This is a genomic window from Mycobacterium botniense (genome assembly GCF_010723305.1).
Classification (GTDB): domain Bacteria; phylum Actinomycetota; class Actinomycetes; order Mycobacteriales; family Mycobacteriaceae; genus Mycobacterium; species Mycobacterium botniense.
The window spans coordinates 2,009,163-2,033,126 of the sequence record NZ_BLKW01000004.1; the positions used below are offsets into that span (position 1 = coordinate 2,009,163).

24 protein-coding genes and 1 pseudogene are annotated in these 23,964 nt (G+C 66.2%); 7 read left to right on the plus strand and 18 right to left on the minus strand.

The features are described from left to right. Positions 1–53: 53 nt before the first annotated feature. From G6N08_RS19220 to sepIVA, 6 genes are all read right to left on the minus strand, one after another. Positions 54–335 carry an acylphosphatase gene (locus G6N08_RS19220; RefSeq protein WP_163760099.1) on the minus strand — a complete coding sequence of 94 codons (282 nt, stop codon included), beginning with the start codon at positions 333–335 and terminating at the stop codon, positions 54–56. Next, positions 322–735 carry an OsmC family protein gene (locus G6N08_RS19225; RefSeq protein WP_163760102.1) on the minus strand — a complete coding sequence of 138 codons (414 nt, stop codon included), beginning with the start codon at positions 733–735 and terminating at the stop codon, positions 322–324. The genes G6N08_RS19220 and G6N08_RS19225 overlap by 14 nt, the downstream gene beginning before the upstream one ends. 142 nt (positions 736–877) lie before the next feature. Further along, complete coding sequence (mutM, locus tag G6N08_RS19230) at positions 878–1,729, minus strand: bifunctional DNA-formamidopyrimidine glycosylase/DNA-(apurinic or apyrimidinic site) lyase (RefSeq protein WP_163760105.1); 852 nt, start codon at positions 1,727–1,729, stop codon at positions 878–880. Beyond that, positions 1,730–2,428, minus strand: a complete 699-nt coding sequence (gene rnc / locus G6N08_RS19235) for a ribonuclease III (RefSeq protein ID WP_163760108.1) — start codon at positions 2,426–2,428, stop codon at positions 1,730–1,732. Beyond that, positions 2,425–3,009 carry a YceD family protein gene (locus tag G6N08_RS19240; protein ID WP_163760111.1) on the minus strand — a complete coding sequence of 195 codons (585 nt, stop codon included), beginning with the start codon at positions 3,007–3,009 and terminating at the stop codon, positions 2,425–2,427. Before G6N08_RS19240 ends, rnc begins: the two co-directional genes overlap by 4 nt. A 51-nt stretch (positions 3,010–3,060) precedes the next feature. Next, complete coding sequence (gene sepIVA / locus G6N08_RS19245) at positions 3,061–3,798, minus strand: cell division protein SepIVA (RefSeq protein ID WP_163760115.1); 738 nt, start codon at positions 3,796–3,798, stop codon at positions 3,061–3,063. 216 nt (positions 3,799–4,014) lie between these two features. Here sepIVA and G6N08_RS19250 point away from each other — a divergent pair, with 216 nt between their 5' ends. Beyond that, a complete protein-coding gene (locus G6N08_RS19250; protein WP_163760116.1) occupies positions 4,015–5,193 on the plus strand; it encodes a permease in 1,179 nt (392 codons plus the stop codon). Between the two features lie 124 nt (positions 5,194–5,317). On the opposite strand, the gene coaD is transcribed toward G6N08_RS19250, so the two are convergent. From coaD to G6N08_RS19275, 5 genes and pseudogenes are all read right to left on the minus strand, one after another. Then, positions 5,318–5,800 carry a pantetheine-phosphate adenylyltransferase gene (gene coaD / locus G6N08_RS19255; RefSeq protein ID WP_163760119.1) on the minus strand — a complete coding sequence of 161 codons (483 nt, stop codon included), beginning with the start codon at positions 5,798–5,800 and terminating at the stop codon, positions 5,318–5,320. Positions 5,801–5,872: 72 nt separating this feature from the next. Then, positions 5,873–6,451, minus strand: a pseudogene (gene rsmD / locus G6N08_RS19260) (16S rRNA (guanine(966)-N(2))-methyltransferase RsmD); the annotation flags it as partial. A gap of 68 nt (positions 6,452–6,519) precedes the next feature. Beyond that, the gene (locus tag G6N08_RS19265) at positions 6,520–7,152 is read right to left on the minus strand and encodes a vitamin K epoxide reductase family protein (RefSeq protein ID WP_163760122.1); all 633 of its coding nucleotides are present in this window, start codon (positions 7,150–7,152) and stop codon (positions 6,520–6,522) included. Next, positions 7,149–7,904: a DsbA family protein gene (locus G6N08_RS19270; RefSeq protein WP_163760124.1), complete on the minus strand. Its 756-nt coding sequence runs from the start codon at positions 7,902–7,904 to the stop codon at positions 7,149–7,151. The genes G6N08_RS19265 and G6N08_RS19270 overlap by 4 nt, the downstream gene beginning before the upstream one ends. An 86-nt stretch (positions 7,905–7,990) precedes the next feature. Beyond that, positions 7,991–9,109, minus strand: coding sequence for an alpha/beta hydrolase (locus tag G6N08_RS19275; protein WP_163760127.1), 1,119 nt, complete (start codon positions 9,107–9,109; stop codon positions 7,991–7,993). On the opposite strand from G6N08_RS19275, the gene G6N08_RS19280 reads away from it, so the two are divergent. Both G6N08_RS19280 and G6N08_RS19285 read left to right on the plus strand, forming a co-directional pair. Continuing rightward, entirely contained in the window at positions 9,108–9,941 is an 834-nt protein-coding gene (locus G6N08_RS19280; RefSeq protein ID WP_163760130.1) for an aldo/keto reductase, read from the plus strand. The genes G6N08_RS19275 and G6N08_RS19280 overlap by 2 nt on opposite strands. Positions 9,942–9,947: 6 nt before the next feature. Further along, entirely contained in the window at positions 9,948–10,793 is an 846-nt protein-coding gene (locus G6N08_RS19285; RefSeq protein WP_163760133.1) for an aldo/keto reductase, read from the plus strand. A gap of 41 nt (positions 10,794–10,834) precedes the next feature. On the opposite strand, the gene G6N08_RS19290 is transcribed toward G6N08_RS19285, so the two are convergent. From G6N08_RS19290 to G6N08_RS19300, 3 genes are read right to left on the minus strand one after another with little or no spacing between them, the layout of a single operon-like run. Beyond that, positions 10,835–11,548 (minus strand): HNH endonuclease family protein, encoded by a 714-nt coding sequence (locus G6N08_RS19290; RefSeq protein WP_163760137.1) that lies wholly within the window; start codon positions 11,546–11,548, stop codon positions 10,835–10,837. Positions 11,549–11,594: 46 nt separating this feature from the next. Beyond that, positions 11,595–13,832 (minus strand): ATP-dependent DNA helicase RecG, encoded by a 2,238-nt coding sequence (recG, locus tag G6N08_RS19295; RefSeq protein ID WP_163760140.1) that lies wholly within the window; start codon positions 13,830–13,832, stop codon positions 11,595–11,597. A gap of 2 nt (positions 13,833–13,834) precedes the next feature. Next, a complete protein-coding gene (locus tag G6N08_RS19300; RefSeq protein WP_218033412.1) occupies positions 13,835–15,469 on the minus strand; it encodes a DAK2 domain-containing protein in 1,635 nt (544 codons plus the stop codon). A 258-nt stretch (positions 15,470–15,727) separates the two neighbouring features. Between G6N08_RS19300 and rpmB the strand changes: the two genes are divergently transcribed. Next, entirely contained in the window at positions 15,728–15,922 is a 195-nt protein-coding gene (rpmB, locus tag G6N08_RS19305; RefSeq protein ID WP_163760146.1) for a 50S ribosomal protein L28, read from the plus strand. A gap of 66 nt (positions 15,923–15,988) precedes the next feature. Here rpmB and G6N08_RS19310 read toward each other — a convergent pair whose 3' ends face one another. Beyond that, positions 15,989–16,672 (minus strand): uracil-DNA glycosylase, encoded by a 684-nt coding sequence (locus G6N08_RS19310; RefSeq protein ID WP_163760149.1) that lies wholly within the window; start codon positions 16,670–16,672, stop codon positions 15,989–15,991. 108 nt (positions 16,673–16,780) lie between these two features. Then, positions 16,781–17,749: a thiamine-phosphate kinase gene (locus G6N08_RS19315; RefSeq protein ID WP_308494718.1), complete on the minus strand. Its 969-nt coding sequence runs from the start codon at positions 17,747–17,749 to the stop codon at positions 16,781–16,783. A 134-nt stretch (positions 17,750–17,883) separates the two neighbouring features. Between G6N08_RS19315 and G6N08_RS19320 the strand changes: the two genes are divergently transcribed. Beyond that, positions 17,884–18,426: a DUF3515 domain-containing protein gene (locus G6N08_RS19320; RefSeq protein WP_163760153.1), complete on the plus strand. Its 543-nt coding sequence runs from the start codon at positions 17,884–17,886 to the stop codon at positions 18,424–18,426. Positions 18,427–18,592: 166 nt separating this feature from the next. Here the strand turns inward: G6N08_RS19320 and G6N08_RS19325 are convergent, their stop codons facing one another. Then, the gene (locus G6N08_RS19325) at positions 18,593–19,681 is read right to left on the minus strand and encodes a D-alanine--D-alanine ligase family protein (RefSeq protein WP_246216877.1); all 1,089 of its coding nucleotides are present in this window, start codon (positions 19,679–19,681) and stop codon (positions 18,593–18,595) included. 114 nt (positions 19,682–19,795) lie between these two features. Further along, positions 19,796–20,806, minus strand: coding sequence for an NAD(P)H-dependent glycerol-3-phosphate dehydrogenase (locus G6N08_RS19330; RefSeq protein WP_163760161.1), 1,011 nt, complete (start codon positions 20,804–20,806; stop codon positions 19,796–19,798). Between the two features lie 129 nt (positions 20,807–20,935). Here G6N08_RS19330 and cofC point away from each other — a divergent pair, with 129 nt between their 5' ends. Continuing rightward, positions 20,936–21,625 carry a 2-phospho-L-lactate guanylyltransferase gene (gene cofC, locus G6N08_RS19335; RefSeq protein ID WP_163760164.1) on the plus strand — a complete coding sequence of 230 codons (690 nt, stop codon included), beginning with the start codon at positions 20,936–20,938 and terminating at the stop codon, positions 21,623–21,625. A gap of 105 nt (positions 21,626–21,730) precedes the next feature. Beyond that, positions 21,731–23,917 carry an RNA degradosome polyphosphate kinase gene (locus G6N08_RS19340; protein ID WP_163760166.1) on the plus strand — a complete coding sequence of 729 codons (2,187 nt, stop codon included), beginning with the start codon at positions 21,731–21,733 and terminating at the stop codon, positions 23,915–23,917. The last annotated feature ends 47 nt before the right edge of the window (positions 23,918–23,964 follow it).

Below are 23,964 nucleotides of genomic sequence, written 5' to 3' on the forward strand. Positions count from 1 at the left end.
CGCCGCGAACGATGCGCTGTCGGGGCCGGCGCCGGACTCGTCGACGCGCACGCTTAGCGTTCGCTGAATCCGCTGATGGGTTCCGGCGGGTGCGACCAGTCGGCGACGACAGTGGTGACGTGACCAGGTGTGGCAGAACTGTGCAACAGCGCCAGCAATTTTTCGCAGGCGGTACGGGGACCCTGCGCAACCACCAGCACACGGCCGTCAGGCCGGTTGGCGGCGTACCCGGTTAGGCCCAGCTCCAGTGCTTTCGAACGGGTCCACCAGCGAAAACCGACCCCCTGTACCCGCCCGTGCACCCACGCGGTCAGCCGCACCTCAGGCTCTGACATCGGATATCTCGAAAATAACCTGGGTGCCGGATTTGAGTGTGCGACCCACCGTGCATGCCTGGTCGACAGCGCGGTGAACGATGCTCAACACCTGCTGCGCCTCCTCGCCGTTCAACCCCGAGAGGTCGATTTCCAGTGTTTCCCGCAGCAGCGGATAGCGTTCCTGGGCCCGGTCAGGCGGGCCGGACACCGTGACGACCGCGCGGTAGTCCTCACCCAGACGCCGGGCCAGCGGCCGGTCGCTGGCCATCCCGCTGCAGGCAGCGAGCGCGATCTTGAGCAGTTCGCCGGGGGTGAACACCCCCTCGACATCCTCAGAGCCGACCAGTACTTGCGCGCCCCGCGAGCTATACCCCGTGTAGCGGCGCGGCCCCGTGCGTTCCACCCACAGTCGCGTCATGGTTTCTTTCTACCGACGGCGGCGCCGGGGGTATCCGGGGGTACCCGGTGGTACCCGCCGGCCGCGAGGGTGCAGAGAATGCCCGTGTCGGCGGCGTGTCGGTGTACCGACACGCACGCTCGCGCCAGAGCGGCACCGCACGTCACCGCCGCGGACGGGGCTGACAGCGTGGGCAGTAAAACGAGGAGCGGTTCATGAACTTCTCGCGGCGCATCACCGTGCCACACCGTCGGCAGTTTTGCCCTTCGCGCCGGTAAGCGTCCAGTGACCGGTCAAAGTAGCCGGACTGCCCGTTGACGTTGACATACAGCGCATCAAACGACGTGCCGCCGTGCACCAGGGCATCCCGCATCACGTCGGCGGCGGCCTGCAGCACCGTGAAAAGCTGGCGGCGAGGCAGTGTGGCAGCGATTCGCGCCCCGTGCACCTGTGCCCGCCATAGTGCTTCGTCAGCGTAGATATTGCCGATCCCGGAGACCACCGTCTGGTCGAGCAGCTGGCGTTTGATCTCGGAATGCTTGCGGCGCAACACATCGACCACCGCATCGGCATCGAACCGCGGGTCAAGCGGATCACGCGCCAGATGCGCGACGGGCACCGGCACCCTGGTAGCGTCCACGGTGACCAGGTCGGCGAGCATCCAGCCGCCGAATGTCCGCTGATCAGCGAAGCTCAGCGTGGTGCCGTCGTCGAACCAGGTGGAGATCCGGACATGGGTGCTGCGGGGCACGTCGCCCAGGAGCATCTGCCCGCTCATCCCCAGGTGGACCACCAAAGCGGTATCTTTCCCGTCCAGGGTCAGCCACAAATACTTGCCGCGCCGGTCGGTGCCGTTGATCCGCGCACCCACTAACCGCGCTGTCAGATCCGCGGGCCCGGGTTCGTGGCGGCGTACCGCCCGGGGATGGTGTATGCGCACCGCGGTGATCGTTTTGCCCACCACGTGAGCCTGCAAGCCGCGCCGCACCACCTCGACTTCAGGCAGTTCGGGCATCTAGATCACGTGCTGTCCAGCGCCTTCCAGCGCTTCCCAGGCCGCGGCCGCGGCCTTCTGCTCGGCTTCTTTTTTCGACCGGCCCATACCCGTCCCATACTCGGTGTCCATCACCACCACCACGGCGGTGAACTCCTTGTCGTGGTCGGGACCGCTCGATGTGACCACATAGGACGGGGCGCCCAGGCCGCGTGCCGCGGTGAGTTCCTGCAGGCTGGTCTTCCAGTCCAGTCCGGCGCCCAGTGTGGGAGCCGCGTCGAGCAGCGCACCGAATAACCGCAGGATCACCTCCCGGGCGGTATCGATACCGTGATGCAAATAGATCGCACCCAGCAGCGACTCCATCCCGTCGGCGAGAATGCTGGATTTGTCGGCTCCGCCGGTGTTGATCTCACCGCGCCCCAGCAGCATATGAGCGCCCAGACCTTCGTCGGTCAGGCCGCGCGCGACATCCGCCAAGGCCTGCGTGTTGACCACGCTGGCGCGCAGCTTCGCCAGATCGCCTTCGGACCGGTCAGGATGGCGGTGAAACAGTTCCTCGGTGATCGTGAGCCCCAGAACCGCGTCGCCGAGAAACTCCAGGCGCTCGTTGGTCGGCAGCCCGCCATGCTCATAGGCATAGCTGCGATGGGTCAACGCGAGGGTGAGCAAATCATCGGGCAGGTCGACCCCGAGCGCGTCGAGCAGGTTCCTCCTCACCGCTGCGCCGCATCGTCGGCGGACCCCAGCATCCCGGCCAGCTTGGCCCAGCGCGGGTCGATCCGGTCGTGGTGATGCCCGGGCTCCGCAGTTGCCAACGGCACGCCGCAGTCCGGGCACAGCCCGGGGCAGTCGGTGCGGCACAGCGGTGAGAAGGGCAGCTCCAGGCCGACCGCGTCGATGATGCACTGCTCGAGATCGATAGTCTCATCGACCACCCGGCCGACTTCGTCCTCGTCGGTCGTCGCCTCGGTGGTGCTGTCCGGGTAGGCGAACAGTTCGGTCAGCGTCACCTCAACGCGGCCGCTGACCGCCGCCAGGCAACGGGCACACTCACCGACGGTGGGCGCGGCCACGGTGCCCGTCACCAACACGCCTTCGGACACCGACTCCACCAGCAGATCGAGATCCAGCATGGCGCCTCGTTCGATCCCGATCAGCTCCAGTCCGATCCGCGACGGGCTGCTCACACTGCGACGTACCGGAAACGCCGCCCCCGGACGGCGCGCCAGCCGGGCAATGTTGACGCTCAGCGCAGACACCGCATGGCGCTGGGCTGACGAACTGTACTGCCTCGCCATACCGCAATCCTACGGCGGGCGGTCTCGAGCAGCGGTGCGTCTAGGGCTGGTTCACCGCGTGGCGTAGTCGTGGGTGCCGGCCGCCGTGCGAAGTTGATGGCGGCCACGGCCGACTGAGCGCAGCGTAGTGTTCAGAAACTCCTCGAACTCGGCAAGCTTGGAATCAACGTAGATATCGCATTCGCCTCGCAGCCGGTCAGCCTCGGCATGCGCTGCGTCGATAAGCCGGGTGGCCTCCGCGTTGGCCGCTTGGACCACCTCGGTCTGCGACACCAGCCGCTGCTGTTCCTTGATGCCCTCCTGCACAGCCTTTTCATACGAGATGTTGCCGCTTTCGACCAGCCGATCACACTCGGCCTTCGCCCGGTTGGTCGTGGCTTCGTACTCGCGTTTAGCTGCCGCGGCGAGGCGCACCGCTTCCTCGCGGGCCTCGGCGACCATCCGCTCGCTGTGCTGGCGGGCTTCCGCCACCATCCGGTCGGCCTGGGCCTTGGCGTCGGACAGGATCCGGTCAGCCTCCGAGCGAGCATGGTTCAGCATGGACTCCGACTCGGTAGTCGCCGACGACACCATGGAGTCCGCATGCGCCTTGGCCTCCTGCAGCAGCGAATCGCGCGCGTCGAGCACGTCCTGGGCATCGTCCAGTTCGCCGGGGATCGCGTCCTTGATGTCATCGATCAGCTCCAGAACGTCGCCGCGAGGCACCACACACCCTGCTGTCATCGGCACACCGCGGGCCTCTTCGACGATGGCGCTCAATTCGTCGAGCGCTTCAAAAACTCGGTACACGGCAATACCCTCCCGGCATCGTTGTTGTGACCAGTGTGCCTGCTGTTATCCCTGTGACAGCGCTGCGCGCCCGGTGTGTCGGACATTGCCTCAACCACAAGCGCCCGGCCATAGCGCACCGCCTGCCATTATGTCGGCTTGTCCGGTTTGGCGGCACCGGCCGAAGGACCACAGCAGAGCGGGCTCGACACCGAGCGCCGACGATACGGTAGCCACATGGAGAAAGCTGTGCTGAGAGCACTCGGGCACGCCCTTGCGCTGGCCGCCTCGATGACATGGGAGATCCTGTGGGCATTGGTCCTGGGTTTCGCCCTGTCGGCGCTCATCCAAGCGGTGGTGCGGCGTTCGACGATCGCGGGGCTGCTGGGCGACGACAGGCCGCGCACCCTGGCCATCGCCGCCGGCCTGGGCGCGGCCTCGTCGTCATGTTCTTATGCCGCGGTGGCGCTGGCCCGATCGCTGTTTCGGAAAGGCGCGAGCTTTACCGCCGCCATGGCATTCGAAATCGGTTCGACCAATCTGGTGGTGGAGTTGGGCATCATCCTTGCCTTGCTGATGGGCTGGCAGTTCACCGCAGCCGAGTTTGTCGGCGGCCCGCTGATGATCGTGGTGCTGGCCTTGCTGTTTCGGCTGTTCGTGCGTTCTCGCCTTGTCGAAGCTGCCCGTCAGCAAGCTGAGCGCGGGGTGGCCGGTTCGATGGAAGGCCATGCCGCCATGGACATGTCGGTCACCGGTGAGGGCTCGTTTTGGCGACGGGTGTTTTCGGCACAGGGCTTTACGTCGATCTCACACGTGTTCGTCATGGAATGGGCGGCGGTTTTGCGCGACCTTGTCCTGGGGTTGGTGATCGCGGGTGCCATCGCAGCCTGGGTGCCCGAAACATTCTGGCAGCACTTCTTTTTCACCGGGCACCCCGGTCTGTCCGCGCTCTGGGGGCCGATCGTGGGGCCGGTGGTCGCGATCGCGTCGTTCGTCTGCTCGATCGGCAATGTGCCACTCGCTGCAGTGCTGTGGAGCGGCGGAATCAGCTTCGGCGGCGTCGTCGCGTTCATCTTCGCCGACCTGCTGATCGTGCCCATCCTCAACATCTACCGCAAGTACTACGGCACGATGATGACACTGACGATAGTGGGCACTTTCTACGCCGCGATCATATCCGCTGGGTACTTAGTGGAATTACTCTTCGGCGCAGCACATCTCATCCCGGCTCACCGCAATAGCGCGGTGATGCACGCCGTGATCGCATGGAACTACACCACATGGCTCAATATCGTCTTTCTCGGTGTCGGGGCGCTGCTCGTCGCCCGGTTCATCACCACCGGCGGCATTCCGATGTTGCGCATGATGGGCGGTGCCCCGGACGCCGAGCACAACCACCACGGTCACTGTGGTTAGGTGCGTGCTGCACACACCCACCCAGAACCAACACCGACGACCACCCGGTACAGCTGCTGTGCATCAACCAAGACGCCCCGCCGCGGCGCTGGCCGGCCAAGCCGCTGTCGAAGAGGTCGGCGGATCAGCTGTGGCCCCGAAGCTTTTCGCGAAGTCGACGGTTCACCGGTTCCGGCAGCAGGTCTGACACGTCACCGCCAAACATCGCGACCTCCTTGGCCAGCGACGATGACACGAACGAATACCGTGGTGTGGTCGCAATGAAAAACGTGTCCACCCCGGCGATGTGTTTGTTCATCTGCGCCATCTGCAGCTCGTATTCGAAGTCGGTGCCGGTACGCAAACCCTTCACAATGGCAGACAACCCCCGTGACCTGACGAAGTCGACGACGAGTCCCGATCCGGCTTCCACCCGCAAATTGGGCAGGTGCGTTGTCGACTCGGTGATCATCGCGATCCGCTCATCGAGGTCGAACATGCTTTTTTTGGCGGGGTTGACCAGGATCGCGACCAGCACCTCGTCGAACTGCGCAGCGGCGCGCTCAAAGACGTCGATGTGGCCCAGGGTCACCGGGTCGAATGATCCCGGGCATACCGCGCCCGTCATCAGCGCCGCTCCTCCTTGCCGTGCCCCGCCTCGTGGCCGGTGGTCATGACCGATGACGGTAGCAGGGCGCGCTCAGCGCGACGCGCTCATCAGTTCGGCGAGCTCCAGGCGGGTGTCGCCGTATACCCGTGACGGCCAGGGTTGCCAGTCGGGCGGCCAGCTCAGCCGCGGGCTCCTGGTGGCACGCTCGATCGCCGCAACGGTGCCTGCGCGAGCCCAGCCGTGGGCGGTGAGCGCGGTGAGCATGGCCTCGATTTCGGCGGCACCGACGTCATACGGCGGGTCGGCCAGCACGAGATCCACGGGGGAGTCGGCGCCGGCCGCCAACACGGCGGCCACCGTGCCGCGCCGCAGCGTTGCACCGCTCAGGCCCACGGTGGCGATATTGCGCTCCAGCACGGCCGCGGTGCGCCGATCGGACTCCACAAACAGCGCCGACGCGGCCCCGCGCGACAGTGCCTCCAGCCCCAGCGCGCCGGAACCGGCGTAGAGGTCCACCACCGACAGCCCGGTCATGTCCAGCCGCGCCGCCAGCAGGTTAAACAAAGCCTCACGCACCCGATCAGTGGTGGGCCTGACTCGCCCCGGGGGAACCACGATGCGCCGGCCGCCCGCAGTGCCCGCGATGATCCGGCTCAGCGCGACACCGCCAGCGGCAGGCCGCGCCCCGCGCGGGCACCCGTCGACACCTCACAGATCACGCGCCGCTCCTGAGCGAACTAGAGCAATGTCGACCAGTAGTCCCGGAACCGGACCACGATCAACACGATCACCGCGGCGAACCACAGCGCGGTGATCGACCACCGCCACCGGTACAAGACCGAGGCCACCGCGCTGCGTTCGCAGGCCGGACGGAACGCGACCGATGCCGCCACCACCAGCAGCGGGATAGTGACCGCCCAGACCATCATGCAGTAGGGGCACAGCGCCCCGATCCGGTACAGGCTCTGGTAGATCAACCAGTGCACGAACACGGCACCGGCTGCCGTCGCCACCGCCAAACCGATCCAATACCATTGGGGCAAAGGAACTTTCGCTAGCGAAAGCACTCCGGAAACGATGACCACGGTGAAGGCTACGATGCCGATCAACGGGTTGGGAAAACCCAGCAACGACGCTTGGGGTGTACCCATCACCGAGCCACACCCCAACACGGGATTGAGATTGCACGACGGCACATACAGCGGGTCGAGCAGACTTTTGATTTTCTCAACCGTCAGCGTCATCGACGCGATCAGGCCGATGACACCGGCGATCAGCACCCACCACGCGCTGCCCAACGGCACCGGCGTACCGGCCGGTGCGGGATCATCCGATCGCGCGGTGGATTCCGTGGACACCGCGATGGTCACGACGCCGCAGAAGTCGCAGCCGAGTCCAGGCCCGGCACATCGCCGACGATCTCTTTGATCTTGGCGACCAGGGCGTCCGGTGTCGACGGTGTGTAGTCTTCACCGTTGATCCGGATCGTCGGGGTAGCGTGAATATGATGGGCGGCCGCTAAACCGTCAACCATCGGTATGTATTTCCCGCTGTCGATGCATTGCGGCACCTTCCCCGCTGCACCCGCTTCACGGGCGAGCTCGATCAGTCGCGCATTGTCCGGAAAGGTGGAGCCGGTTTCCGGAGGCTGAATCTGCTTGGTGAACAGCGCGGTATGGAACCGGCGGAACGCGTCGATGGACTCATCGGCGACGCAGTAGGCGGCCGCCGCGGCTCGCGACGAATAGTCGTCGTTTTGTGGGCGGCTCAGAAGGCCCAGCATGTAGTAGTCGGCTGCGATAGCGCCGGTGTCGATGAGTTTGGACACCGTTGGCCCGAAAATCCGCTCGAAATTACCGCAGGCCGGACACAAGAAATCTTCGTAGAACGACACCGTGGCTTTAGGCTCGCTGGTTCCCGGCTTGGTGATCAGCTTGCTCGACGTCACCCGCACCGCCTGGCCGTCAACGGGGTTTTTCTTGGCGTGCGATGTCACGATGTAGAGCACAAGGCCGACAGCGAAGATCACGACGACCGCAGTCATACCGAGCTGGATCAGCAGGTTGCGCCTGCGGTCGGCGGCGTTGAGGTCGTAGCGCGGTCGTTTGGGTTTGTCGGCCACAGGTTCGCTGGTCCTCGGTTGTCGGCGGCGGCGATAGCGCCTCTAGCGTAAGCGCCTCTAGCGTACCGGCGGGCTCGGCGGGTGTCTTATAGCCGGCTGAGGTGAGCGCGCAGCGCCGACACCAGCTCGCCAGTGGCGATGGCGCTGCCGCCCCCGAGCGGAAACAAGCTGGCAAAGCCGTGGGTCAGCGATCCCAGGCGGCGCAGATCCACGGTGTTTCCAGCAGCGTGCACAGCGGTCGCGTACTGCTCGCCTTCGTCGCGCAGCGGATCAAAACCCGCGATCGCGATCAGCGCGGGCGGCAGACCGGACAGGTTCTCGGCCAGCAGCGGCGACACCCGCGGATCGGTGGGCTCAACACCGCTACCCGCGAGATATTGGGTGCCGAACCAGTCGATGTCGTGTTTGGTCAGCAGAAAACCCTCGGCGAACAGGCTCAGCGACCGGGTCCGGGCGGTGAAGTCGGTGCGCGGATATAAAAGCCACTGCAGCACCGGGATGGGCCCGGCGTCGTCGCGCGCCAATTGCGCTACCACGGCGGCCAGGTTGCCGCCGGCACTGTCACCGCCGACCGCCACTCGCCCGGCCAGCGCACCAAGCTCGACGGCGTGCTCATGGGCCCACCGGAACGCCGCGTAGGCGTCGTCAACCGCAGCCGGGGCCGGGTGCTCGGGCGCCAGCCGGTAGTCAATCGACAGCACGTGGATACCGGCGTCACGGCAGATCAACCGGCATAGCGCGTCATGGGTGTCCAGGTCACCGATGGTCCAGCCGCCGCCGTGGTAGAAGACCAGCACCGGCGTCGGCTCCGCGCAGGCCGGACGGTAGTGCCGCGCCGGGATCGCACCGGCCGGCCCGGGCAGGGACATCTGGTTGACGGCGACGTGAATCTGCGGACCCGGGAACGCCAACACCAGCTCACGCATGCGCCGTCGGGAGGCGGTCGGATCCTCGTTGTGCACCAACCCGTCAATGCCGAGCATCCGCACGCTGGACAGCATCAACTGCAGCGTGGGATCCAGGGCGTTGCCGTCGATGTACACCGAGCGGCCACCCGACAGCAGCAGTGCGGCGCGGTTCGGGATCCGCGGAATGACCCGGACACCCGTGCTGGTTACCGCACTGCGCACGCGGCTGATCCAGCGCGGTGGCACCCGCAGCGCTCCCAGCTGACGGCCGGGCGCGCCTGGCAGACTTCGTAGCATGACTGCTCCCCTGGTCACGCTGAACGACGGTAATGCGATCCCGCAGGTTGGATTCGGCGTTTTCAAGATTTCGCCCGCCGACACCGAGCGCGCAGTCGCCACCGCGCTGCAGGTCGGCTACCGGCATATCGACACCGCCGCGGCCTACGGCAACGAACGCGAGACGGGCCGGGCGGTCGCCCGGTCCGGTATTCCGCGCGACCAGCTCTACCTGGTCACCAAGCTCTGGAACGCTGACCAGGGCTACGACAGCACATTGCAGGCCTTTGACGCCAGCATGCACCGGCTCGGGCTGGACTACCTGGACCTGTACCTGATCCACTGGCCGCTGCCGCAGCTGGGCAAGTTCGTCGACACCTTCACAGCGTTTGCGTACCTGCGTGACCAGGGCCGGATCCGTTCCATCGGGGTCAGCAATTTCGAACCCGAGCACCTCAAAGTGCTCATCGACGCCACCGGCATCGTCCCTGCCGTCAACCAGATCGAACTGCATCCGCGGTTGCCCCAGACGGAACTGCGGGAGCTGCACACCCGGCTCGGCATCGCCACCGAGGCGTGGGGACCGCTCGGACAAGGATCATTGGTCACCCACCCGACCATCACTGCCGTCGCCGAAGGCCGCGGCCGCACACCGGCCCAGGTACTGATCAGATGGCATCTTCAGCTCGGTAATATCATCATCCCCAAGTCGGCGAACCCCACGCGGATTGCGAGCAACTTCGACGTGTTCGATTTTCAGCTGAGCGCCACCGAAATGGCGTCGATCTCCTCGCTCGAGGACGGAACCCGGCTTGGCCCTAACCCACGACACTTCAATTTCACAGGCAGGTGAGATCACGTGACTGGCGAGTCGGGCGCCATGGTCCCCTCCGTCGCACTCAATGATGAGAACACGATGCCGGTGCTCGGTCTGGGCGTCGCAGAGTTGTCAGACAGCGAAACCGAGCGTGCGGTGTCGGCGGCGCTGGAAATCGGCTGCCGGCTGATCGACACCGCCGCGGTGTATGGCAACGAGGCCGCCGTGGGCCGCGCGATCGCGGCCTCGGGGATTCCCCGCGCCGAATTGTTCGTCACCACCAAGCTGGCCACAGCCGACCAGGGCTTCACCACCTCCCAGGATGCGTGCAAAGCCAGTTTGGAGCGGCTTGGCCTGGACTACGTCGACCTGTACCTGATGCATTGGCCCGCACCGCAGCTGGGCAAGTACGTGGACAGCTGGGGCGGGATGATCCAGTCCCGCGGGGAAGGCCATGCCCGCTCCATCGGGGTGTCCAATTTCACCGAAGAGCACCTGACGACCGTCATCGACCTGGCTTTCGTCGTGCCCGCGGTGAACCAGATCGAATTGCACCCCCTGCTCAACCAGGCCGACCTGCGCAAGGCCAATGCCCAGCACAATGTCGTCACCCAGGCCTACAGCCCGCTCGCACTGGGCAGGCTGCTGACGCACCCCACGGTGACATCCATCGCCGCCGAATATGCGCGCACACCCGCACAGGTGCTGCTGCGATGGAACCTGCAATTGGGCAATTCGGTCATCTTTCGCTCGGGCAAACCCGAACGTATCGCCAGCAACTTCGATGTGTTCGATTTCGAGTTGGCCGCCGAACATATGAACGCGCTCAACGGGCTCAACGACGGCACGCGGGTGCGCGAGGATCCGCTGACCTATACGGGGGTCTAGCCCCCGACCCGTGCCGGCCGGGTAGCGCCGGCGGCCGGAATCTAACCCGTCGGGCACGTCGCTGCCGCCTGCCGCAACACATCGGCTGACGGCTGGTCAACCGGCAGCTCATAACCGCGCAGCACCGCGATGTACTGCATCGAATACTGACACCAAAATGCTTTGTTGGGCGGCATCCACACTGCGGGCTGCGCGTCGCTTTTGTCCTCGTTGGCTTGCCCGGCGACCGCCAGCAGATTGGCCGGGTCGTTGGCGAAACGCAGCCGCCGCCGATACGGCCAGTCGTAGGCGCCCATGTCCCAGGCGTAGGCCAGCGGAACGATGTGGTCGATCTGCACCGAGGCACCGACCCGGGCGCCCCGCTGGAACACAACCGTGGCATTGGTGTAGGGGTCATGCAGGATACCGGTGGCGACGGCGTCGGGACAGCGCTTGGTTGACACATACGTCTTGTCGACGAGATCTCGGTTGAGAATGTCATCGCGCGTATCGCAACCGTTGTGCCCGCCGGGTGCGTCGTTATCATCGTCCCAGGCGTCGCCGAACGCCGCGCGGCGGTAGTCGTAACGACGGATCCGCTGCGGCACCACCGTAATTCCGGCGAGGACGTCGGAGCCGGGTTGCACGGTGGGGATGTCGGCCCGTGCACCGAACTGATCCGGTCGGTCGCCCGCTGATCCCCTCACCGCCTGGTAGGCGACTATCACAGCGACAGCTGCGATCAACGAAAGCCATAGTAACGCTTTGCGGTTCACAAACGCCGCTCCTTAAGGCCACTTCGGTCTGCGCCGCTGCCGGCAGTCACGACTTGTCCAGGTACTCGATACGGTCGTTGTCGGTGAATCGCGCTGCCAGCTGTGCCAATCCGGGATGGGCAGGTTCTGCTGCGTAAGCCCGGGTGCAAAAGTCCCGCGCAGCCTCGATGATCTCGCGGTGGTCTGCCAGCGACAGCAGCCTCAGGGTAAGCGCACGACCGGACTGGTTGCGGCCCAGCACATCTCCTTCGCGACGTTCCTTCAGGTCCAAGTCGGCGAGTGCGAACCCGTCCAGGGTGTCGGCGACGGCTTGCACCCGGCGGCCCGCTGCCGATCCCGGCGAGGCCCAGGTGGCGAGCAGACACAGGCTCGGATGTGTACCCCGGCCGATCCGGCCCCGCAGCTGATGTAACTGGCTGACTCCGAATCGGTCGGCGTCCATCACCACCATGACGGTCGCGTTCGGGACGTCCACACCGACCTCAATCACGGTGGTGCATACCAGCACATCAACCTTTCCGGACCGGAAGGCGGCCATCACGGCATCCTTCTCCTCCGCGGGCAGCCGCCCGTGCATGAGCCCGAGCCGCAGGCCCGCCAACTCGTTGCGAGCCAGCCGGACGTACAGGTCTTGCGCTGTCGCCGACGGCCGGGCACCCGGCTCCGGGGGCTCGTCGTTTTCGTCGATGCGCGGTGCCACCACGTAGGCCTGGCGCCCGGCAGCGACCTCCTCGACGATGCGCTGCCATGCCCGGTCGAGCCAGGCCGGCTTGTCCCTGACGAAGATCGCGGTGGTGCTGATCGGCTGGCGTCCTCGGGGAAGCTCCCGCAGCGTCGACGTTTCCAGATCACCGTAGACGGTAAGCGCAACGGTGCGCGGTATCGGCGTCGCGGTCATCACCAGCAGGTGAGGTGTTTTACCGGCAGGGGCCTTCGCGCGCAATTGATCTCGCTGCTCAACACCGAATCGGTGCTGCTCGTCGACCACGACCATCCCCAGCCGGTGAAACTCCACGGCATCCTGCAGCAGCGCATGGGTGCCGATGACGATACCGGCCTCGCCGCTTGCTATTTCGGCGCGGACCTGTTTCTTCTGCGCCGGCGACATCGAGCCCGTGAGCAACGCAACCCGGGTGGCACCCGCGGCGCCGCCGAGCTGACCGGCCATCCCCAGTGGTCCGAGGATATCGGTAATTGACCGAAAATGTTGTGTAGCAAGTACTTCTGTTGGAGCAAGGAGCGCACACTGATAGCCCGCGTCGACCATCTGGAGCATGGCGAGAACGGCGACTATCGTTTTACCCGAGCCGACTTCACCTTGCAGCAACCGGTTCATCGGGCGCGCCGCCGCGAGTTCGTCAGACAGTACCTTCAGTACGCGACGTTGCCCTGTTGTCAGTTCAAAAGGCAAGCACTGCAACAACTCTTGTGCAAGACCGTCCGGGCGCGGCGGTGCCGACAGGCCTGATTGCGCGAGTTCGCTGTGCCGACGCGCGATCAGCGCCCACTGCAGGCCGACGGCTTCGTCGAAGGTCAACCGCTCATAGGCGAGTCGTCGTTCTGTCTCACTCTCGGCGAGGTGGATGGCTCGCAGCGCTTGATCTTCGGAGATCAAACCGAACTCGGCGCGCAGCGCCTCCGGCAACGGATCGGGAACGGGGTCGAGGACCTCGAGTACCTGACGTACGCAGGCGAAGATGTCCCAGCTCTGTAGTTTGGTGCTTGCCGGATAAATAGGGTAGAAGCGACGCTGAAAGGCTTCCAGCAACACTTCCCCGCTCACGGCTTCCGAGGCGTCGGCGATCTTGCGCAGCGATCTGCTGCCCACATTGCGGCCCCGCGGAGAGTCCAAGACCAAAAAGGCGGGATGCGTCAGATGCATTCTGTCCCGCAAGAATTGGACTTCTCCCGACAGCATCACCCGGGTGCCTTCGGTGAGTTCTTCTTTGAGGTAATTCGCGTGGAAAAACGTCGCGGTCACCCTGCTGCGCCCGGAGCCCACCGTGATGACCAGGTACTCGTCTTTACGTCGTTTCGTCGCGGGGGCTTGCGTCCTCCTTTTCATCGGGCGCGCCACGGCGTGGGTGATCGTGTCGACGAGCGTGATGTGCTCACCGGCCGGTGGCCGCTCGTCGCCGGCTCCGCGCATTGTGGCGCCCTCGACGTAGCTGCGCGGATAGTGGCGCAGCAGGTCGTCGACGGTGCGGATGCCGAACACCTCATCGAGGGAGTCGGCGGCTTTGGCCCCGATGACGTAATCGAGCCGGTCACTCAGCGTCACCACGGTTATTCCACCCCGATCAACAACACATCGCCGCGGTGCCCGGTGCGATAGGCCACCAGCTCGCTGCCCGGATGATGGTCATGGACATGTTTTTCGCAGATCGTGCCCACAGTGGTATCGGCGCCGGCCCCCATCAGGACGGTCACCAACTCGCCACCGGAAGCCAGCAGCAGATCGATCAGGCCCGTCGCCGCCGAGGCGATATCAGGGGCCACGATCAGCACCTCGTCGCCGGCGATTCCCAGACCGTCACCGGGTTGGCAGGTACCGGCCCAGGTGAGAGCCCTTTCCGTCGCGATCCGCACCGATGCGTGCCGGGTGGCGCCGACGGCCTGCGCCATGGTGTAGCCGTCGTCGACGGCCTGACGATCCGGTTCGTGCACGGCGAGCGCGGCCAGGCCCTGCACCATCGATCCGGTCGGCAGCGGTACCACGTCGATACCCCAGCCGATGGCGGCGGTGCACCCGGCGACCAGTTCCTCGGCGGCCACATAGCCGTTGGGCAACACCATCACCTGCGCTGCACCGGTGTCGACCACCGCACGGAGCAACTGCTGTGCACTGACCCCGGCGGCGGTGTGAAGATCGGGCCGCAGCACACAGGCGCCCTCAGCGGCGAATAACTCGGCCGCTCCGTCACCGTCGACGACGGCCAGCACCGCGCGTTCTCGAGTCCAACTACCCGGCGGGAGCCTGGTGGGGCCGACGGTCAGCGCCGAGATCTGGATGCGGCGCGGCCTGCCGAACGCAAGCCCGGCTTCCACGGCGGCACCCGCATCATCGGTATGAACATGCACTGAGTGACTATCGCCGGCATCGGATGCCGAGGCCGCGATCGCCACCGATTCTCCCAGCTGGGCGAGCCGCTGACGCAGCGCGTCCGCTGCAGCGCCGTCGCAACCATCCAGCAAGTACATCACTTCGAATTGCCGGGCCGGCTGGTCGGCCTCCGCATCTGCCGCTGCGGGGCGCGATACGGGCTCGTATACCGAGCGGGTGGGCGCCTGGCCGGTAATCGTGGCGGTCAGCGCGTCGAGCAGCACCACCAGGCCCCGGCCTCCGGCGTCCACCACACCGGCATCAGCCAGCACGTCGAGCTGCTCGGGGGTTTTCTCCAGCGCGATGACCGCTGCGTCAGCGGCCGCAGTTATGGCCCGGCCCAACCCTTCTGCGGCGTTGGCGCATTCTTCGACGGCGTCGGCAGCGGCTCGCAGCACCGACACGACGGTCCCGGGTATCTCCTGGCCTCCCATCGACGCGATGACCAGCTCGACACCGCGGCGCAGCGCGGCGCCGAGGACGTGCACGTCGAGATCGCCCAGCTCACCGCCGGCCGCGTCGGCAGCACGTGCGGTGCTATCGGCGATACCGCGCAGAATCTGGGACAAAATGACACCGGAGTTGCCGCGCGCACCGTTTAAGGCGCCGGTTGACAACGCGGCGGCGACCCGCGCGACATCGCCCGACCCGGCATCTGAGTTGGCTTCTGCCAGCGCTGAACGCATGGTGAAGAGCATGTTCGTCCCGGTATCGGAGTCAGCGACCGGGAACACGTTGAGGCGGTTGATTTCGTCGGTGTGCGTAATGAGGTCGCTGACCGCGGTATGCGCCCAGTCCCGCAGCGCAGACGCATCCAGCAAACGATCCGACGTCACCGCGGATCCCACCTCCTTGCCCCGCCTCTGCTGGGCGCCAGCCTAACCACTCACGGCGACAGCAGTGCTCCTCACACGGCCGCGAGCTGCCGACGGTTTGCCGCTCCCCGGCGGCGACAGCTATCCTGGTCCGGTTGCCGGGCCGGTGGTAGCCCGCTGGGAATGGTGCGGGAGGGGACCGCAAGGGTCCGACGAGCAGCCGCGTCAGCTGTCGCGGTCGATGAGTTGAGGAGTTTGTGTATGGCCGCCGTGTGCGATATCTGCGGGAAGCGCCCCGGCTTCGGCAAATCGGTGTCGCACTCCCACCGACGCACCAGCCGCCGGTGGGACCCCAATATCCAGACGGTGCGCGCCGTGGCTCGTCCGGGCGGCAACAAGAAGCGGCTCAACGTGTGCACATCGTGCCTCAAAGCCGGCAAGGTCAGCCGCGGGTAGAGGACGCTGCCGGTGACGAGCCGAGATGCTCGGCCGGCCCCGCTGAGCAGAAGGCGCAGCACCTGATCAAGGCAACCGCCAATCGACCGGTTCCGCCCCCATCTGCTCGAGCAACTCATTAGCGCGGCTGAACGGGCGAGAGCCGAAGAATCCCCGCGAGGCCGACAGCGGCGAGGGATGCGGCGACTCGATCACCATGCACTTGCCCGTCGTCAACATCGGCTTGAGCGTGCCGGCGTCACGGCCCCACAGGATGGCCACCATCGGTTGCCGGCGATCCACCAGGGCGCGAATGGCGCATTCGGTGACCGGCTCCCAGCCCTTGCCTCGATGCGACGCGGGGTTACCCGGTTGCACCGTCAGCACTCTGTTGAGCAATAGGACGCCGCGCTGTGCCCACGGTGTGAGGTCTCCGGATGAGGGCAGCGGATAGCCCAGGTCGCTGGCGTATTCGGTGAAGATGTTCTCCAGGCTGCGCGGCAGCGGGCGCACGTGCGGAGCTACCGAGAAACTGAGCCCCACCGCGTGCCCGGGTGTCGGATACGGGTCCTGGCCCACGATGAGTACCCGCACGTGATCGAAAGGAAATGTGAAGGCCCGCAACACATTCTGCCCCGAAGGCAGATAGCCGCGACCTGCGGCGAGCTCAGCACGCAAAAACCGCCCCATCGTGGCGACCTGGTCACCAACGGGTTCCAGGGCTTTCGCCCAGCCCTCGTCGACGAGTTCACGGAGCGGGCGGGGCGTCATAGCGGCCCCGCCGCCGGCGGCATCACCGTGGCCGTGGTGGGCGGTGTGTGAACAACCGGCGATTTGCCCATCTGCGCGCCTCCTCCTCGCGGCTCAGCGTCGGGTGCATCAACCCGACGACAGGAACGACTGCCAGCCCGTGTACCCGTTCCACTCTTTGTCGTCGATCAGCACGCTGGGCGGTCCGTCGAGCACCCGGCCGACGATCCGCCAGCCCGCCGGGACGTGCCCGGCGAACGCCGCGGCCAACGCGTGGTCCTCTCCCCCGCTGAGCACCCACGACCACGCGTTGGCGCCTACCATCTCGGCAGCCGGCTGCAGCGCTTCGCGATCGGGAGCAAGCGCGTCGGTGGACACGCTGATCGTCACGCCGGAAGCCTGGGCGACGTGGCGCAGGTCGGCCAGCAGGCCGTCGGACACGTCGATCATCGCCTCCGCTCCGGCCTCGGCGGCTGCACGGCCCTGCCCGTACGGAGGCCGCGGCACCAGGTGCCGACGGCGCAACTCGTCGAACCCTTCGATTCCATTGCGCCACAAAGCATATCCTGCTGCGGAGACCCCGAGCTCACCGGTGACGGCAATGACCGATCCGGGCCGGGCCCCGGCGCGCAGCACCGGGGCCCGGCCCGGCACATCGCCCAGCACGGTGACCGAGACAACCCACTGCGGGCAGTCCACCAGGTCACCGCCGACAATGCCGGCGCCGAGCATGCGCGCCTCGTCCCACATGCCGTCTGCCAGCGCGCTGACCTGTGGTGCCGGCGTGTCGGCGGGAGCCCCGAACCCGACGACGAAACCGATGACCCGCCCGCCCATTGCCTCGATATCCGCCGCGTTCTGCGCGACGGCCTTACGGCCGACGTCATGCGGTGTCGCCCAGTCCAAGCGGAAGTGGCGGCCCTGCACGAGCATATCGGTCGACACCAGGACCCGACCGTCGCCGGCGAAGACCAGAGCCGCGTCGTCGCCGGGGCCGATCACCACCTGGCCGGGCTGGCGTCGGCCCTGTACCAGTCGGTCGATCATGCCGAACTCACCGAGCTGAGCCAGTGTAGGCCTCGGTTCGCTGATGCTCACTTCACCTCCGTCCGGCCGGCCGATGGCCGGCGGAATCCCGGCACCGCCGGGTGGGTAGGGTTTGTTCTGCGCATGCGGCCAGCCGGGGTGAAGTGTATGCGTGAGGTCATGCCGGGCTTTGGCGAGGAGGCGGGGTGAGGGCTGGTTCTGACGGCCCGCCGCCGGTATTGCTGATCGCCGCCGTGGTGCTGGCTCTCACCGCGACCGGGGTGATGCTGGCGATAGCTGCCACGCGGCGCACCCCACAGCAACCGGTGACGATCGCCGGTGTGCCGGCCCCGCAAGCCCAAAGCCCGGCCTGCCACGCACTGCTGGACGCATTGCCCCAGCGGCTCGGCGACTACACGCGCGCCCCTGCCGCGCAACCGGCCCCGCCCGGCACCGCCGCATGGCGTCGCGATAGTGAGCCCGTGGTGCTGCGGTGCGGACTGGACCGCCCGCCCGATTTCGTGGTGGGCTCGCCCATCCAGGTCGTCGACGGGGTGCAGTGGTTCGAGGTGACAGACCCACACGCCGGTGACGCCGGCCGCAGCACCTGGTACACGGTGGACCGGCCGGTCTATGTCGCGCTGACATTGCCCCCCGGATCCGGGCCGGCGCCCATCCAGGAGCTCTCCGATCTGATCGGCCACACCCTTGCCGCCGTGCCCATCCGCCCGGCTCCCCCGTCGGGCTGACCCTGGACGGCACCGGCACCGCCCCAGGTGAGCCCGGGGCGCTACGCCATCGACAAGACACGGCTGTCGCATCGGATCCCGTCACGACAACGCCGGCAAAGACGACGTGACGACACGATCTGGGCGAGTGAGATATTGGTGGCTCAGTCAAGACCACGGATCCGGGCTAACGAAGACCCGCCCCGCGTGCCAGCGCCGTCTCGACCATCGTGGCCAACAGCGTGGGGTAGTCGACGCCGCTGGCGGCCCACATCCGCGGGTACATCGAAATAGTGGTGAACCCCGGCATGGTGTTGACTTCGTTGATCAGCGGCCCATCGTCGGTCAGGAAGAAGTCCACCCGGGCCAGGCCCTGGCAGTCGATAGCCTTGAACGCCGCTACCGCCATGTCGCGCACCGCGTCGCTGATGTCGTCGTCAACCTTGGCGGGCACGTCCAGCTCGGCACCATCGTCGAGATATTTGGTGGTGAAGTCGTAAAAGGAGTCTTCACGTCCTCCTACCCCGGCTACCCGAATCTCCCCGATAACACTGGCTTGTACCGTGCCGTCGGCGTATTCAAGCACGCCGCATTCAAGTTCGCGGCCAGTGACAGCGGCTTCGACGAGCACCTTGGAATCGTGGCGGCGAGCGTCGGCAATCGCCGCGGGCAGCTGGTCCCAATTCGTGACCCGGCTGATACCGATCGACGAACCACCGCGCGCGGGTTTGACGAAAACCGGTAACCCCAGCCGCTGGCGCTCTTCGGGTGGCAGCGTGTGCTGCGCCGGCCGCAGCACCGCATGTGCGCCGACCGGCAGCCCTGCGGCCGCCAGCAGTGTCTTGGTGAATTCCTTGTCCATGCCCACGGCGCTGGCCAGTACCCCGGCGCCCACGTAGGGCACACCCGCCAGCTCAAGCAGACCCTGGATGGTGCCGTCCTCGCCGTAGCGGCCGTGCAGCACCGGGAACACGACATCGACGACAGCCAAGATGTCGCCGCCCTGAGCCAACGACACCAACTGACCGCGCCGGCGCAGATCATGCACCAATGTCAGCGGGGTTGGCGATGTAGCCCTGACCTCCGGCAACTGCCCGTCAATGATGGCCAGCGTGTCGGGGTCGGCGTCGCTGAGCACCCAGGCGCCCTCCCGCGTGATACCGATCGGGATCACCTCGAAGCGTTCGGGGTCCAGGTTGCGCACGATGCTGCCGGCCGAGACGCAGGAAATAGCGTGTTCATTGCTGCGGCCGCCGAACACGACAGCCACCCGGATGCGGCCGCCGCACGACGTGCCCGACCCGGCAGGACCAGCGGTGGTCGGCGGCTGGCTGGCGCTCACAACCTAGAGAGGCTACCGTTTGCGCCCCGCCTTACCCGCTCACCCGCGCTATTCGGGCTTTGTGCTGCGCCCCAGCAGCAACACGACTGCCTCGTCGACGGACAGTCCCTGGTGGCAGACCCGGTGCACGGCGTCGGTGAGCGGCATCTCGACGTCGTAACTGGACGCCAGCGCGAGCACCGACTCGCACGAGGCGACCCCTTCGACGACGTGGCCGTCCCACGCCCGCAGCGCGGATTGCATGCTCTCGCCCGCGCCCAAAAGCTTGCCGAAGGACCGGTTGCGCGAGTGCGGCGAGGTGCAGGTGGCCACCAGGTCCCCCACCCCCGCCAAACCCGCCAGCGTTGTGGTTTTGGCGCCGAGCGCGACCCCGAGCCGCATGATCTCCGCCAGCCCCCGGGTGATGATGGCCGCTGCGGTGTTCTCCCCAAGACCGACACCGGCCGCCATCCCGCACGCCAGCGCGATGACGTTCTTGCAGGCGCCGCCCACCTCGGTGCCGATCACATCAGCGTTGGTGTACGGCCGGAAATACTTGCAGCTCAATGCGCGCTGCAAGGCGATCGCGCGGCCGGAGTCGCTACACGCGACGACGGTGGCCGCCGGCTGCCCCGCGGCGATCTCGCTGGCCAGGTTCGGCCCGGAAATCACCGCGACCTGCTCCGGATCCACACCGGTGACCGAGACGATGACCTGACTCATCCGCATCAAGGTGCCCAGCTCGATGCCCTTGGCCAGGCTCACCAAGGTGGCGCCGTCGGCGAACAAACCGGTCCACCGCTCGAGATTGCCCCGCATCGTCTGCGCGGGAACTCCCAGCAACACCGTCGAGGCCCCGCTGAGCGCCTCGGCCGCGTCGGCGGTGGCGTGTACACCGGTGGGCAACCGCACACCGGGCAGGTAGTCGGGGTTGCACCGGGTGGCATTGATCTGTGCAGCGAGGTCGGCCCGCCGCGCCCAGAGCCTCACCTCGCCACCGGCGTCGACCAGCACCTTGGCCAGCGCGGTGCCCCACGCGCCGGCGCCCATCACCGCTGTCGCGCTGGCCATATTCGCCACCCCCTTGTCGATTCGCCTGGCCGGCGCTACACACTAGCCCGGCGGCACCGGGCCGGAAAACGGCGGGAACGCGTCCAGCCGTTCCGGGCCTCGTCTCAGCCCTCGCCCCCGCGCTGGCAGGATGACGTCATGCGCGGCACACAGGCCGACGGTCAGGGTGACGTCGGCTTGATTATCGCCGTCAAGCGGCTGGCTGCCGCCAAGACCAGGCTGGCGCCCGTCTTCTCCGCGCCAACCCGCGAGGCGGTGGTGCTGGGTATGTTGATCGATACTCTCACCGCGGCGGGCGGCGTTGCAGCGCTGCACTCGGTCACGGTCATCACACCCGACGATGCAGCCGCGGCTGCGGCAACCGAGCTGGGAGCCACGGTATTAGCCGATCCCACACCCGCGGGACATCATAACCCGCTGAACAATGCGATCACCGTCGCTGAGCGCGTGGTTGCCGAATCGGTAGCCAATATCGTTGTGCTGCAAGGTGATTTGCCGGCGTTACAAACGCAGGAGCTAAGTGAGGCAATTTCCGCCGCGCGTCGGTATCCGCGCAGCTTCGTCGCCGACCGCTGGGGCACCGGGACAACCGCACTGTGCGCATTCGGGACTTTGCTCGATCCGCAGTTCGGGCCGGATTCCGCGGCCCGTCACCGGCGTTCGGGAGCGGTGGAGCTCACCGGTGCCTGGCCGGGGCTGCGATGCGATATCGACACACCCGACGACCTTGCCGTCGCCCGCCGTCTTGGTGTCGGCGCCGCCACGGCCCGGGCTCTCGCCGCCGGGTATGCGCATCCTGCTCAGGCCAGGCAACCGCCACGGCAGTGATGTTTCGTGACCACGGCCGCGCGCCGGTGACGACGGCACTCGGTTACCGCTGCCCTCTATACCGACTGCGCATCGATGTCGGTCCAGCGGTAGCAGCACCGCCGGATGATGAGCAATGATCGCAGGGTGACCGAAATCGACGCTGAGACGCGACCCGGCGAAACCGTGTGGCATCCCGGGGACTCAGCCCCCGAGGCACCACCTGCTGCCACCACGACGGTGGTTGACGAGCGGCTTCCGGAGGATCGCTATCTCAACCGAGAGCTGAGCTGGCTGGACTTCAATGCCCGCGTGCTGGCACTGGCCGCGGACACATCACTGCCCCTGCTGGAACGCGCCAGGTTTTTGGCGATTTTCGCGTCCAATCTCGACGAGTTCTATATGGTTCGTGTCGCCGGGCTCAAGCGCCGCGACCAAATGGGGCTGTCGGTCCGCTCCGCTGACGGCTTGACCCCGCGTGAGCAACTGCGCCGTATCGGCGAGCAAACCCAGCAGATCGCCACCCGCCACGCACGTGTGTTCCTCGATTCAGTGCGGCCCGCGCTCGCCGAAGAAGGAATCCACATCGTCACGTGGGCAGATCTGAACCAGGCCGACCGGGACCAGCTGTCGACCTATTTTCATGAGCAGGTGTTCCCGGTCCTGACACCGCTCGCCGTCGACCCGGCCCATCCGTTCCCGTTCGTCAGCGGGCTGAGCCTGAACTTGGCTGTCACGGTGAAAAAGCCTGACGACGGCGGCCAGCATTTCGCCCGGGTCAAGGTGCCCGACAACGTTGATCGCTTCGTCGAACTCGGTGGCGGCGTGGGTGCAGACGGGAAGTCCACGGTGCGGTTTTTGCCGATGGAAGAACTGATCGCGGCGTTTCTTCCGGTGCTGTTCCCCGGCATGGAAATTGTCGAGCACCACGTGTTCCGCATCACCCGCAACGCCGACTTCGAGGTGGAAGAAGATCGCGACGAGGATCTGCTGCAGGCACTCGAACGCGAACTGGCGCGTCGGCGTTTTGGGTCACCGGTCCGCCTCGAAATCTCCGATGACATGACCGAACACATGCTGGAGCTGCTGCTGCGTGAACTCGACGTGCACCCCAGCGACGTTATCGAGGTACCCGGACTTCTCGACCTGTCGTCATTGTGGCAGATCTATGACCTGGAACGGCCAGATCTCAAAGACCGGCCGTTCGTGCCGGCCACCCATCCGGCCTTCGCTGAGCGCGAGACCCCCAAAAGCATCTTCGCGACACTGCGCGAGGGCGATGTGCTGGTGCATCACCCCTACGACTCGTTCTCCACGAGCGTGCAGCGATTCATCGAGCAGGCCGCCGCCGATCCCAACGTTCTGGCGATCAAACAAACGCTGTACCGCACTTCAGGTGATTCGCCGATCGTTCGCGCGCTGATCGACGCCGCCGAAGCCGGAAAGCAGGTGGTGGCTCTCGTCGAAATCAAGGCACGGTTCGACGAGCAGGCCAATATCCGGTGGGCACGTGCCCTCGAGCAGGCAGGCGTACACGTCGCCTACGGGCTGGTCGGCCTCAAAACGCACTGCAAAACCGCCCTGGTGGTGCGGCGCGAGGGCCCGGCGATCCGCCGCTACTGCCATATCGGAACGGGCAATTACAACAGCAAGACCGCGCGACTCTACGAAGACCTCGGCCTGCTGACGGCGGCTCCTGACATCGGCGCCGATCTGACCGATCTGTTCAACTCGCTCACCGGCTATTCACGCAAGGTTGCTTATCGCAACCTGCTGGTGGCCCCACACGGGATTCGCACCGGCATCATCGACCGCATCGAGCGCGAGGTTGTCGCCCACCACGAAACCGGCAACGGGCGGATCCGGTTTAAACTCAATGCGCTCGTCGACGAGCAAGTCATCGACGCCCTCTACCGCGCGTCACAGGCGGGCGTGCCGGTCGAAGTCGTCGTACGCGGCATCTGCGCGCTGCGTCCCGGTGCGAAAGGCTATTCCGACAACATCTCGGTGCGTTCAATTCTCGGCCGCTTCCTCGAGCACTCGCGGATCTTCCACTTCCGGGCGATCAACGAGTTCTGGATCGGCAGCGCCGATATGATGCACCGGAACCTGGACCGGCGGGTGGAAGCGCTGGTTCAGGTCAAAGACCCCAGGCTCACCGCTCAGCTGGACGAGGTGTTCGAGTCGGCACTGGACCCGGCTACCCGGTGCTGGGAACTCGGACCAGACGGAGTGTGGACTGCTTCACCGCAGGCTGGTCACACCGTACGCGACCACCAAGTTTCGCTGATGGAGCGCCATCGCAGTGCCTGACCCGGCGTGATCCCCGGCTAGACCCAAGGCCACGGAAAGCCCGAATC